12 protein-coding genes are annotated in these 13,569 nt (G+C 38.5%); 9 read left to right on the forward strand and 3 right to left on the reverse strand.

Annotation, left to right across the window (positions count from 1 at the left end; all coding sequences use genetic code 11):
• The first annotated feature begins 43 nt into the window (after positions 1–43).
• The 6 genes from BG04_RS14140 (at position 44) to BG04_RS14165 (ending at position 8,599) form a co-directional block, all read left to right on the forward strand.
• Positions 44–1,582 (forward strand): carbon-nitrogen hydrolase family protein, encoded by a 1,539-nt coding sequence (locus tag BG04_RS14140; protein ID WP_016762941.1) that lies wholly within the window; start codon positions 44–46, stop codon positions 1,580–1,582.
• A gap of 113 nt (positions 1,583–1,695) precedes the next feature.
• Positions 1,696–2,250, forward strand: a complete 555-nt coding sequence (locus tag BG04_RS14145; RefSeq protein WP_034654553.1) for a glycerol-3-phosphate responsive antiterminator — start codon at positions 1,696–1,698, stop codon at positions 2,248–2,250.
• Positions 2,251–2,428: 178 nt separating this feature from the next.
• Complete coding sequence (locus BG04_RS14150) at positions 2,429–3,256, forward strand: MIP/aquaporin family protein (protein WP_013055262.1); 828 nt, start codon at positions 2,429–2,431, stop codon at positions 3,254–3,256.
• A gap of 67 nt (positions 3,257–3,323) precedes the next feature.
• Complete coding sequence (gene glpK / locus BG04_RS14155) at positions 3,324–4,814, forward strand: glycerol kinase GlpK (RefSeq protein WP_034654548.1); 1,491 nt, start codon at positions 3,324–3,326, stop codon at positions 4,812–4,814.
• Between the two features lie 186 nt (positions 4,815–5,000).
• Positions 5,001–6,680 carry a glycerol-3-phosphate dehydrogenase/oxidase gene (locus BG04_RS14160; RefSeq protein WP_016762944.1) on the forward strand — a complete coding sequence of 560 codons (1,680 nt, stop codon included), beginning with the start codon at positions 5,001–5,003 and terminating at the stop codon, positions 6,678–6,680.
• A 164-nt stretch (positions 6,681–6,844) separates the two neighbouring features.
• Entirely contained in the window at positions 6,845–8,599 is a 1,755-nt protein-coding gene (locus BG04_RS14165) for a phospho-sugar mutase (protein ID WP_034654545.1), read from the forward strand.
• A gap of 34 nt (positions 8,600–8,633) precedes the next feature.
• On the opposite strand, the gene BG04_RS14170 is transcribed toward BG04_RS14165, so the two are convergent.
• Positions 8,634–9,245 carry a biotin transporter BioY gene (locus BG04_RS14170; RefSeq protein WP_013081638.1) on the reverse strand — a complete coding sequence of 204 codons (612 nt, stop codon included), beginning with the start codon at positions 9,243–9,245 and terminating at the stop codon, positions 8,634–8,636.
• Between the two features lie 210 nt (positions 9,246–9,455).
• Positions 9,456–9,707, reverse strand: coding sequence for a YhdB family protein (locus BG04_RS14175; RefSeq protein WP_013055267.1), 252 nt, complete (start codon positions 9,705–9,707; stop codon positions 9,456–9,458).
• Between the two features lie 321 nt (positions 9,708–10,028).
• On the opposite strand from BG04_RS14175, the gene BG04_RS14180 reads away from it, so the two are divergent.
• From BG04_RS14180 to BG04_RS14190, 3 genes are all read left to right on the forward strand, one after another.
• Positions 10,029–11,438, forward strand: a complete 1,410-nt coding sequence (locus BG04_RS14180) for a SpoVR family protein (protein ID WP_013081640.1) — start codon at positions 10,029–10,031, stop codon at positions 11,436–11,438.
• A gap of 122 nt (positions 11,439–11,560) precedes the next feature.
• Complete coding sequence (locus tag BG04_RS14185) at positions 11,561–11,890, forward strand: antibiotic biosynthesis monooxygenase family protein (protein WP_034654541.1); 330 nt, start codon at positions 11,561–11,563, stop codon at positions 11,888–11,890.
• Between the two features lie 66 nt (positions 11,891–11,956).
• On the forward strand, positions 11,957–12,388 hold the full coding sequence (locus BG04_RS14190; protein WP_034654540.1) for an Rrf2 family transcriptional regulator: 432 nt from the start codon (positions 11,957–11,959) through the stop codon (positions 12,386–12,388).
• A 51-nt stretch (positions 12,389–12,439) separates the two neighbouring features.
• Here the strand turns inward: BG04_RS14190 and BG04_RS14195 are convergent, their stop codons facing one another.
• A complete protein-coding gene (locus BG04_RS14195) occupies positions 12,440–13,435 on the reverse strand; it encodes an NADPH:quinone oxidoreductase family protein (protein ID WP_034654537.1) in 996 nt (331 codons plus the stop codon).
• Positions 13,436–13,569: the final 134 nt, after the last annotated feature.

Below are 13,569 nucleotides of genomic sequence, written 5' to 3' on the forward strand. Positions count from 1 at the left end.
AACTAATTGCCTAATGAAGAGAGAGAAAGGGTTGTTTTAGCGTATGTCTACAATAGATTTATCAAAATTTGAGAAAAAAATGATTATTCGTAACATCAAATCGGACGATATAGATGAAATTTTAGCACTTCAAAAGCTATCATTCCCCGGAATGGATCCGTGGAAAAAAGAACAGCTTGAAAGTCATCTGGCCATTTTTCCAGAAGGACAAATATGTGCAGAGTACGACGGGGAAATTATCGGATCTTGTTCAAGCTTGATTGTGAACTTTGATGAGTACGATGATCAGCATACGTGGGACGATATTACAGACGAAGGATACATTACAAATCATAACCCGGAAGGCTACAATCTGTATGGAATTGAAGTAATGGTTCATCCAAAGTATCGCGGCATGAAAATAGGACGCCGCTTATATGAAGCGCGTAAAGATTTAGCACGTGAATTGAACCTGAAAAGTATCATCATCGGAGGAAGAATTCCTAATTACCATAAGCATTCAGCTGAAATGTCGCCCAGAGAGTATGTAGAGCAAGTTATTCATCATAAAATTTATGATCCAGTGCTATCTTTTCAGCTAATGAACGGATTTACGCTTATGCGTATAAACCCTGGTTATCTTCCTGATGATCTAGCTTCTAATAAGTATGCAACTTTGATGGAATGGAACAACGTAGATTACGTTCGCCGCTCAAAACGCCATTTTAAAACATCATTCCCAGTGCGTATTTGTGTTGTTCAGTATATGATGAAACAGATCAATTCATTTGAAGAGTTTGCAACACAGGTAGAATATTATACAGATGTTGCTTATGATGCAAAAGCCGACTTCTGCGTATTCCCGGAAATTTTCACCACTCAGCTAATGTCTTTCTTGAATGAAAAGATTCCAAGCAAAGCGGTTCAGCGCGTAGCAGAATATACGGAAGAGTACATTGAGCTATTCACTAACTTAGCGGTTAAATATAACGTAAATATTATTGGAGGATCCCACTTCGTTGAAGAAGATAATGGAGATATTTTTAATATTGCCTATCTATTCCGCCGAGATGGAACAATTGAAAAGCAGTACAAAGTGCATATTACACCTAATGAAAGAAAATGGTGGGGAATTAGTCCAGGAGATAAAGTTGAAGTGTTTGATACAGATTGCGGTAAAATTGCGATCCAAATTTGCTATGATATTGAATTTCCGGAGCTTGCTCGTATTGCTACAGATAAAGGTGCAAATATCATTTTTACACCATTCTGTACGGAAGACCGTCAAGGCTATCTCCGCGTAAGATACTGCTCTCAGGCGCGCGCAATCGAAAACCAAATTTATACGGTTATCGCAGGTACAGTTGGAAACCTGCCTGAAACAGAAAACATGGACATTCAGTACGCTCAGTCTGCTATTTTTGCACCTTCTGACTTTGAATTTGCACGAGACGGCATTGTAGGAGAATGTAATCCTAATATTGAAATGGTAGTTATTGGAGACGTAGATTTAGAAATTCTTCGCCGCCAGCGTCAATCAGGAACGGTTCGTCAATTAAAAGACCGACGCCATGACGTTTACAATATTAAATATAAAAAATAACGTATTTTCTAAAAACATCATGCAAATGCATGGTGTTTTTTATTTCAACTTTTGCCATAATAAAAACTATTATAATGAATTTTGTGGACTAACCATGGAAAAGAGGGGAAAACATGAGTTTTCATGGACAATCGGTATTACCCGCTGTTCGAGATATGAAGCAATTGGAAAAGTTTTTAGTAAGTAATTATGAGTACGGAGTTCTTTTAGACAATCAAGTAGGCATGCTAAAAGGAATTATGAAAGAGGTCCATAAGCATGAAAAGAAGCTAATTATTCATTTAGATTTAATTCATGGCTTAAAGCACGATGAGTATGCGGTTGATTTTTTGTGTCAGGAGTTTAAGCCTGCAGGAATTATTTCGACAAGAACAAACGTCATTTTAAAAGCTAAACAAAGAGGGATTTATGCCATTCAACGGGTCTTTTTATTAGATAGCACGGCTTTGAAGAAAAGCTACGAGTTAATGAAGAAAGTAAAACCCGATTATATTGAGCTTCTTCCTGGAATAGTGCCCACTTTAATCCAAGAAGTCAAAGCTGAAACAGGCATTCCAGTGTTAGCTGGAGGTTTAATACGAACCGAAAAAGAAGTTCGAAATGCTTTAGGAGCCGGGGCTTCCGCTGTTACAACATCAAATAGAGAACTGTGGAGTATTTCAACTTAAAAAAATTGTTTGACAACGCTTTCATCATCTAGTAAACTTCTAGATAAGTTAATAGATGTGAGGGAGAATAGGAGATCCACGGTATAGCCTTTTAATGATTTTATTAGGGGGATGTATTGTGGATTTTCTTATTTTCTTGTTATTTTAATCGTTTTCATACAAAGGGGAGGTTATTTATATGCAAGCATTCTTAGGAGAAATAATTGGAACAATGATTTTAATTATCCTTGGCGCTGGTGTATGTGCGGGCGTCAATTTAAAAAAATCGTTTGCTGCTAATTCAGGATGGATCGTTATCACAATGGGATGGGGAATGGCAGTAGCAATGGCAGCATATGCGGTTGGTAATATGAGTGGGGCACACTTAAATCCAGCGTTAACCGTAGCGCTTGCTATTACAGGGGATTTTCCGTGGTCACAAGTACCAATGTACATTTTAGCTCAGTTTATTGGAGCCATTCTTGGTGCAACAGTTGTATATTTACACTATCTTCCACACTGGAAAGAAACAAAAGATGCTGGTACAAAATTAGGTGTATTCGCAACGGGGCCAGCAATTGCTAACCCATTTGCAAACGTTTTAAGTGAGGCAATTGGAACGTTTGTATTAGTAGTAGGAATCCTAGCAATTGGAGCAAATAAATTTACAGATGGATTAAATCCTTTAGTAGTAGGATTTTTAATTGTAAGTATCGGTTTATCATTAGGAGGAACAACAGGCTATGCCATCAACCCGGCTCGTGATTTAGGACCTCGTATTGCTCATGCTATCTTGCCGATACCTGGCAAAGGCAGCTCGAACTGGAAATATGCTTGGGTGCCAGTAGTGGGTCCTTTAGTAGGCGGATCAATCGGGGCAGTATTTTACCAAGCGGCATTTTTAAATAAAATGTCAAGCAGCTTATGGGTTGTTTTAAGTCTAGCCCTGATTGTTTTAGCAGTTATCTACGCTGTTTCTAAACAAAAGGCAGCACAGATTCAATCAGCAGTAGTACCGAAAAAATGAATGCGCTTTACCATCTAACTATGTACAATAAAGAAACGACACTATACAGAGAATAGGGGATATTGATATGGAAAAATTTATTTTATCTTTAGACCAAGGAACAACAAGCTCACGAGCAATGTTATTTAATAAAAAAGGTGAAGTTGTACATGTAGCTCAAAAAGAGTTTACACAGTACTTTCCAAAACCAGGTTGGGTAGAGCATAATGCAAGTGAAATTTGGGGTTCTATCCTAGCAGTTATCGCATCTTGTTTATCTGAGTCAGGTGTTCATGCGGATCAAATCGAAGGAATTGGGATTACCAATCAGCGTGAAACAGCAGTAGTATGGGAAAAAGCAACAGGGAAGCCGGTGTACAACGCAATTGTATGGCAGTCTAGACAAACGTCTGGTATTTGTGAAGAATTAAAAGCAAAAGGATTAAATGATACGTTCCGCGACAAAACGGGATTATTAATTGATGCATACTTCTCTGGAACAAAAGTGAAGTGGATTTTAGATAACGTAGAAGGTGCACGTGAAAAAGCAGAAAACGGTGAATTGTTATTCGGAACAATTGATACATGGTTAATTTGGAAGCTATCAGGCGGAAAGGCGCATGTAACGGATTACTCAAACGCATCCCGCACGCTTATGTTCAATATCTACGATTTAAAATGGGATGATGAACTGCTAGATATCTTAGGGGTACCGAAATCCATGCTTCCAGAAGTAAAGCCTTCTTCTGAAGTCTACGCTCATACAGTAGATTATCATTTCTTTGGTAAAAATATTCCAATTGCTGGAGCAGCAGGGGATCAGCAAGCCGCTTTATTTGGACAAGCGTGCTATGAAAAAGGAATGGCGAAAAACACGTATGGAACAGGCTGCTTTATGCTCATGAATACGGGTGAAAAAGCAGTTAAGTCCGATCACGGTTTGTTAACTACATTAGCATGGGGGATTAACGGCAAAGTAGAATATGCGCTTGAAGGCAGTATTTTTGTAGCAGGATCTGCTATTCAGTGGCTTCGCGACGGTTTAAGAATGTTTAAAAATGCGGCTGAAACTGAAAACTATGCAACGCGCGTAGAGTCTACAGACGGCGTATATATTGTGCCAGCTTTCGTAGGACTTGGAACGCCATATTGGGATAGCGATGTACGGGGGGCGATGTTTGGATTAACTCGCGGTACAAAAAAAGAACACTTTATTCGTGCAACGCTTGAATCATTAGCTTATCAAACAAGAGATGTATTAAGCGCGATGGAAGCGGACTCTGGAATTACATTAAAAACATTGCGTGTGGACGGAGGAGCAGTTAAGAATAATTTCTTAATGCAGTTCCAAAGTGATGTGTTAAACGTTCCGGTTGAGCGTCCTCAAGTGAATGAAACAACCGCTCTTGGGGCAGCATATTTAGCGGGTCTTGCGGTCGGCTACTGGAAAGATTGCGATGAAATTGCGCAGCAGTGGAATATGGAAAAATCTTTTGAACCAAATATGGAAGAAGAAAAGCGTGAAGAATTATATAGCGGCTGGAAAAAAGCCGTACATGCAACAATGGCTTTTAAATAATTATTTGATGAAAACCCTTTAATTAAAAGTGCATGTATGATATAATTTACTCAAGTTAATAAATTGGTTGGAGAATCGGAGAGACCACAGATCCATATGTAGGCATACTATATATGTGATTTGTGGTCTCTCTTTTTGTATATTGGGAAATTTTGATATCTTTAAAAAATGAAAGGGGAATGACGTATGTTTTCAAGTCAAACACGTTCGAATAAATTGGTAGACATGACACAAAATCAATATGATTTACTAGTAATTGGTGGGGGAATTACTGGGTCAGGTATTGCACTTGATGCGACTCATCGAGGCATGAAAACAGCATTAGTTGAAATGCAGGATTTCGCAGCAGGAACATCTAGTCGTTCAACGAAGCTTGTTCACGGCGGTCTACGCTATTTAAAACAGTTTGAAGTTAAAATGGTAGCCGAAGTTGGTAAAGAACGTGCCATCGTATATGAAAATGGCCCTCATGTAACGACTCCGGAGTGGATGCTGTTACCTTTCCATACGGGTGGAACATTCGGTAAATTCTCAACTTCAATTGGACTGCGCGTATATGATTTTTTAGCTGGTGTAAAACGCTCAGAGCGCCGCAAAATGTTTAGCGCAGAAGAAACTCTTAGCCGTGAGCCATTGGTGAAATCTAAAGATTTAAAAGGCGGCGGTTACTACGTTGAATATAAAACAGATGATGCACGTTTAACGATTGAAGTAGCTAAAGAAGCTGCAGCAAGAGGAGCAGACTTAGTCAATTACACAAAAGTGGAAAACTTCATCTACGATAAAGGAAAAGTAGTAGGGGCTGTTGTTCGTGATCAGCTTACGAATAAAGAATATAATATCTATGCGAAAAAAATCGTTAACGCTGCAGGTCCATGGGTGGACACGCTGCGTGAAAAAGATAATTCAAAAAAAGGCAAGCAGCTTCAATTAACAAAAGGGATTCACTTAGTTATTGATCAAGAGCGCTTTCCGTTAAAGCAAGCCATTTATTTTGATACACCTGATGGACGTATGGTATTTGCGATTCCGCGTGATGGAAAAACATACGTAGGCACAACGGACACGGTCTATAAAGAGGACGCTAGACATCCGCGTATGACTGTAAAAGACCGTCAATATGTTATTGATGCGATTAACTATATGTTCCCAACGGTTGATATTACAGTAGACGACGTAGAATCAAGCTGGGCGGGGGTTCGTCCACTTATTCACGAACAAGGAAAAGATCCTTCTGAAATCTCGCGTAAAGATGAAATCTGGACATCAGAATCAGGTTTAATTACAATCGCTGGAGGGAAATTAACTGGGTATCGTAAAATGGCTGAAATTGTCGTAAATCGTGTAGCTGAAGATTTTAAAGCAGAAGGACGCGAATTTGAAAGCTGTCAAACTAAACATTTACCGATTTCTGGAGGTAATGTAGGCGGTTCAGGTGGGTTCCCAACGTTTGTAGAGCAAAAAGTCAAAGAAGGCATCAAACTAGGGTTATCACGTGACGCTGCTGAAAAGCTTGTAAAACGCTATGGCTCAAACGTAGATAAAGTATACCGCTACATGATTGAACGTCCCGATCAGCTAAAAAACAGCGACCTTCCAGCTAGTGTATTTTTGCAAATTCAATATGGCATAGAAGAAGAAATGGTTTCAAAACCAGTGGACTTCTTCATTAGACGTACGGGCGCTTTATTCTTTGATATCAACTGGGTAAGAAGCTGGAAAAAACAAGTGATTGCTCATATGGCCGAAGAGTTAAAGTGGACGCCTGAGCAAACAAAAGCTTATACGGATGAATTAGAACAGCACCTTCATGACGCAGTTGTACCAGTAGATGAAAAAGTTAACCGTATGACAGGTATTTCATGATAAAATAAAAAAGTACCTCAAAATTTGTCAATACAGCCATAATATAATAGCAGGAAGTCAAATTTTGACGAAGAAATATAATATGACTGTTAAAAAAAGAGAAAGACGATTACTCGTTTTTCTCTTTTCATACATATTTACATCTATATAAGGGGGCTTTTTTTATGAGTTGGAAAGAAACGTATACATCTTGGATTAATTATCAAAATTTAGATCCTGAATTACGTCAAAATTTAGACGCAATCAAAGGTGATGAAAAACAATTAGAAGATAGTTTTTACAAAACGTTGGAGTTTGGAACAGGCGGAATGCGTGGGGAAATTGGAGCGGGTACAAACCGTATGAATACGTATACAATCCGAAAAGCTTCCGAGGGCTTTGCTGAGTACATTAAACAAGCTGGCGAAGAAGCTATTAACCAAGGAGTAGTCATTGCGTATGATTCTCGCCACAAATCGCCTGAATTTGCAATGGAAGCAGCAAAAACATTAGCAAGTCACGGAATTAAAACGTATGTATTTGAAGAGCTAAGACCAACACCTGAACTTTCATTTGCAGTGCGTGAGTTAAACGCATTTGGAGGTATTGTTATTACAGCGAGCCACAATCCTCCTGAATATAACGGATACAAAGTATATGGCCCAGACGGTGGTCAGCTGCCGCCAAAAGAAGCTGATGAACTAGTTGACTTTGTAAATGCTGTGGAAAATGAACTTACATTAGCTGTTCAATCTGAAGCGGAGCTAAAAGAAAAAGGTCTTATTGAAATGATTGGTTCAGCGATTGACGAAGCATACAATGAGAAACTAAAAACGATTTTAATTAATCCAGAGCTAGCTTCTGAAACAGGTAAAGATTTAAAAGTGGTTTTTACACCTCTACATGGTACAGCTAATAAGCCAGTTCGCAACGCGCTTCAATCCATCGGTTACGAAAATGTCACGGTGATTGAAGAACAAGAACTTCCTGATCCAAATTTCTCGACGGTTAAATCTCCGAATCCTGAAGAACCGGCTGCATTTGAATATGCTGTTCGTAAAGGTAAAGAAATTGATGCAGATATCTTAATCGCAACGGATCCAGATGCAGACCGCTTAGGAATTGCTGTCAAAGATCCAAGCGGCGAATATGCGTTATTAACAGGAAACCAAACGGGTGCTTTATTGCTTCACTATTTGCTTTCTCAAAAGAAAGAAAAAGGCGTGCTGCCTGCTAATGGTGTTGTGTTAAAAACGATTGTAACGTCAGAAATTGGTGCACAAATTGCTCGTTCATTTGGACTGCAAGTTGTTGACACTCTAACAGGTTTTAAATTTATCGGTGAAAAAATTAAGCAATATGAGCAAACGGGCGAGTATACATTCCAATTCGGTTATGAAGAAAGCTACGGCTATTTAATTGGTGACTTTGCTCGTGACAAAGACGCTGTACAAGCAGCCATTCTAGCAGTAGAAGCTTGTGCTTATTATAAAAAGCAGGGCATGACGCTATATGAAGCGCTACAGCAAGTGTTTACTAAATATGGTTTCTATCGTGAAGGTCTGAAATCTTTAACGCTTAAAGGAAAAGAAGGATCTGAGCAAATTCAGCATATTTTGGCTACATTTAGAAATGAACCTCCAACTGACATTGCAGGATTAAATGTTTCGGTTGTAGAGGATTATACATTAAGTGAGCGTCAGCATATTAAAGCAGGAAAAGTAGAAGAAATTACATTACCAAAATCAAATGTATTAAAATATATCTTAGAAGACGGTTCTTGGTTTTGCCTTCGTCCGTCTGGTACAGAGCCAAAGGTGAAGTTCTATTTTGGCGTCGTTTCAGAAGATGAGGCAACAAGCATTGCTCATTTAGAAGCTGTACAAACAGCTGTAATGGGTGAAGTAGAACGTGTATTAGATAAAGTGAAAACGGTATAAAAGTAAAGCCTGCTCAAACTTGAGCAGGCTTCTTTTATGATACTTTATTTGATTGCGTATTTGACAAATACGAAGAAGATCGTAGGGCTTTATAAATTTTCGGAGCAAGCATAGCCCCAAGAACAGTAAAAATAAGATCCTTTACCGCAAACCACGACATAATCTTCCAAGCGGCTGCATATGTCATTGCAGGAGCTTCAAGCCAGTAATTAACCGCTACATACATATACGTAGTACCTATTAAATAAATAACGGCAATACCAACTAGTGATGAAATTAAAAAGATAGAAAAAGTTGGCTTGCCGCGCATCTCCATAATTTTTCCTGTGATAAATGCTGCTATGATATAAGAAAGCAAAAAGCCGCCGGTGCTTCCAAATAAAATACCAATTCCTGCTTTAAATTGAGCAAATACCGGGGCGCCGGCAATGCCAATTAATACGTATACAATCATCGAAATAGAACCCATTCTGCTCCCAAGTAAAAGTCCTGCTAATATAACAAAAAAAGGCTGAAGTGAAAGAGGCACGCCGCCTACTTGTAAAAAAGGTGCCCAAGAAGTAATGTTTGCACCAATAGCCATAAGAGCCGCAAACATACCGGCTAGCGTTAAATCTAATGTGCGAAACCTTTTATTAGTACTCATATATGTTCCTCCCAGTATGTACTGAAATATCTTAGCGTATGTACTGAAAATTGTACGTCGAATTCACTTTTATGTCAACGATAAAAATAAATATGTTTACATATATCATTTGATGTTTTTTGAAATAAAGTATGCATATTTTTAGTGCAACATAAAAAAATAAAGAAGGGAATTCATCCCTTCTTTGTCCAAGTGTGTGTATCAAAAATACTAGTACAATGATTCTTCCAGAAGCTCCGGGTTGTGCTCCGAATATTCCGTTGCATGATCAATGTAGCGTAGTAAAGAATAAAGCTCTTCTTGAATGATGCGGTAGTTTCGTTCAAAATTGTAGGCGTGCAAAAAATGTTCAATCTTTTTTGAAAGAAAATCGTCGTCTGTTCGAACCATTAAAATTAATAAGTTATCCCATTGTGAACGGTGTGTGTAATATAAAGCTCGATCATAATCAATTACATCCATTAATAACGTTCCTCCTTTTGAGGAGTTGAAATTAGTGTATGATATTTGCGGGAATTCTTACGCTGTAAATGTTGGGCAAAAGACCAGTGCATAATTAAAAGAGGTTGTAGTCATTATGCAAGAAGAATAAACGTACAGGACCGGATAAATGATAAGAAAGGCAAAGAATGATGCAGTATAACAGTTATATTACATCCATTATTTAAGACAACTAAATAAAAATCCCCTTTTCTTGAAAAAATAAAGCTTCTTTTTGATGAAAACACATGAATTGACATGTTTGTACATAGATTGAAGTAAGGAGTGAAAGGGGGAGCTGTCGTGAAAGAAGCAGATTATAAGCAATTATACCGTGCGATTGATGAAATTACGGAAATAGCTAGCGGTTTCGGCTTAGATTTTTATCCGATGCGCTATGAAATTTGCCCGGCAGATATTATTTATACGTTTGGTGCATATGGGATGCCAACTCGTTTTTCACATTGGAGCTTTGGAAAACAATTTTACAAAATGAAATTACACTACGATCTTGGATTGAGTAAAATTTATGAATTAGTTATCAATTCAGATCCTTGTTATGCATTTTTATTGGATTCCAATGCGCTTATTCAGAATAAATTAATTGTAGCTCACGTGTTAGCCCACTGTGACTTCTTTAAAAATAACAGCCGTTTTGCCAACACTAAACGGGATATGGTAGAAAGTATGGCAGCGACCGCTGATCGAATTAAAGAATACGAAGTAAAGCACGGTAAGCGTGAAGTAGAAAAATTTTTGGATGCTGTTCTATCGATTCAGGAACATATTGATCCGTCCCTTATGCGTGCCAAGCTTTCTTGGAGCATAGATGATGTAGAATCATCGGAAGAAGAAATCATTTCTCCTTACGATGATTTATGGAATTTGGATTATAAAGAAAAGAAAAAACCAAAACCTCCAAAGTCTTTTAAAAAATTTCCGCCTCAGCCTGAAAAAGACATCTTATTATTTATCGAAGAATACAGCCCTTATTTAGAGGATTGGCAGCGAGATATTTTAACGATGATGCGAGAAGAAATGCTTTATTTCTGGCCGCAGCTTGAAACAAAAATTATGAATGAAGGCTGGGCTTCTTTCTGGCATCAGCGCATTATTCGAGAAATGGACTTAACGAGTGATGAAGCGATAGAATTCGCCAAGCTAAATGCAGGGGTTGTGCAGCCGTCTAAGACGGGAATCAATCCATATTATTTAGGTTTAAAAATCTTTGAAGACATTGAAGAACGCTACAATAATCCAACAGAAGATATGATTCGCCGGGGCGTGGAGCCGGGTTCAGGAAGAGAGAAGATGTTTGAGGTACGTGAGGTTGAATCAGATATTTCCTTTATTCGCAATTACTTAACAAAAGATTTAGTCATGCGGGAGGATATGTACTTATTCCAAAAACAAGGAAAAGACTATAAAATCGTCGACAAAGAGTGGACAGAAGTTAGAGATCAGCTTGTTAATATGCGCGTAAACGGCGGATTTCCTTATATCACAGTAACCAATGGAGACTATTTAAAAAATGGCGAGCTCTATTTAAAACACTGGTATGAAGGAATTGAATTAGATGTCAAATACTTAGAAAAAGTGGTACCGTACGTTCATCAGCTTTGGGGCCGCCCCGTTCATTTAGAAACGATAATGGAAGGCAAGCCAATCGCCTTTACGTATGATGGAAAAACAGTGCATAGAAAACATTTGTAAAAAGAAGACCGCTTAAACAGCGGTCTTTTTGGGCTTCTGTAACTTATCCATATAAATTGAAAAAATAAAATTACTATGCAATAATCGAATGAGAATTACTTTCATTTAGAAAGGAAGATAAGATGTTTGTTGTAAACGCAACTTTTGAAACAGAAAAGAAATTTGAAGAACAGCTCAAGCAAAAAGCTAAGAAAAACAAAATAGAAATTGAGGCAGCCAAAGGAAATTTATCGTTCGAATGCTGGAAAAAAGATTCCGCAGATAAAGTTGAATATGTCTTTGTATCCAAGTGGGAAGACAAGCAGTTCTTTCAAGCGTGGATCTCAAGAGAAGAACATGTGAACGAACATAAAGAAGCGAATAAAAAGAAAACGAAAGCATGTACTGAAGCTATGGAAATCAAGAAAACGCTGCGCTTTTATGAGGCGGTAGAAGAGGACATTCTTTCCTAAAAAAGCATGCTTGACTTTCATAAATGTTGTAACTATAATGATTACAACAAAATAGGAGTGAGAGCAATGAAAATTAGCAGTCGATTCACCGTGGCCGTTCACATACTATCTTTAATTAAATTAGATAGCAGTCATCCTAGTACTTCAGAGTGGATTGCTAGCAGTGTAAATACAAATCCTGTTGTTATAAGACGAGTAATTGGGATGTTAAAGAAAGCTGGACTCGTGGGTGTAAAAGCCGGAGCTGGCGGAGCTTATCTATTGAAAGATCTAGAGGAGATAACGTTGTTAGACGTTTATCGAGCGGTGGCGGCAGTGGAAGAAGGAGAATTGTTTCAAATGCATGAAAATCCGAATGTGGAGTGTCCTGTAGGAGCCAATATTCAAAGTGTCCTTGAATTGATTTTAAAACGTTCTCAAGATGCCATGGAACAAGTCTTAGCTGATGTGACCATGAAAGAATTAGTGACGGATTTAATAGTAAAAATAGATGCATAATAACATGCTTCTGTTCGTAAAAAACGGAGAAACCTAGGTTTCTCCGTTTTTTTATAGCTTCACAATTGTTCGTCCCCGAGCTTGTTCTTTTAATAAAGTCGGAAGTACCTCAGGGAGCTGTTGTAGTGAAATTTCCTGCTGAATGAAAGGTTCGAAGCTTTCAGGCTTAAAGTCATTAGCGAGTCTATTCCAAATCTCTTTTCGAGTAGGCATTGGACAGTAAACAGAATCGATACCTAATAAATTAATCCCTCTTAAAATGAAGGGAAAGACGGTTGTTGGCACTTTGCCTCCAGCTGTTAGCCCGCTGACAGCTACAGAGCCTCCGTACTGAATTTGACTGAGAACAGAAGCTAGAGGCTCTCCGCCTACAGGATCCACCGCAGCGGCCCATTTTTGCTTGCCTAATGCTTTTAATTTGCCGTTAAAAACGTCTTCACGCGCTACAATAGAGGAAGCGCCAAGCTTTTTCAAATAAGCTGCTTCCGAGCTTTTTCCCGTACTTGCTTCCACTGTGTAGCCTAATTTTGAAAGAATGGCAACCGCAAAGCTTCCTACACCTCCCGTAGCGCCTGTTACAAGCACAGAGCCATTAGATGGACTAGTATGGTTTTCCTCTAAGCGATGCACAGATAAAGCAGCTGTAAAGCCAGCTGTTCCGATAATCATTGCTTCTTTTAACGTTAAATTTTCAGGGAGAGGGACAATCCATTCGCTGCGTATGCGCGCATACTCACTATAGCCTCCAAAGTGTGATACGCCAATGTCATAGCTTGTTGCGATGACATGATCACCTTCTTTAAAATCAGGGCTGTCAGAAGATACAACGACGCCTGCTAGGTCGATTCCTGGGACAAATGGGTAGCTTGTCACAATATTGCCGTTTGCGATGCTGGCTAAGCTATCTTTATAATTCACTCCTGAATAATGAACGCGAATAAGTACATCGCCTTCTGGCAAATCGTTTAGCGTCAGTTTTTGGACGGACGCCTCCACTTGGTCTTCACTTTTTTTATCTACTATTAATGCTGAAAATGATTGCTCCATTTTATTTCTCCTTTCTATACTGGGATGTATACATCTATACATAGATTACCTTATTTCTATACCCATTATAGAAAATAGTAAAAGAAGTTCCTAATAATTTGATTACGAAAGAGATCATTTCATTATAAAATAGC

Origin of the sequence: Priestia megaterium NBRC 15308 = ATCC 14581 (assembly GCF_000832985.1) — a bacterium.
Classification (GTDB): Bacteria; Bacillota; Bacilli; order Bacillales; family Bacillaceae_H; genus Priestia; species Priestia megaterium.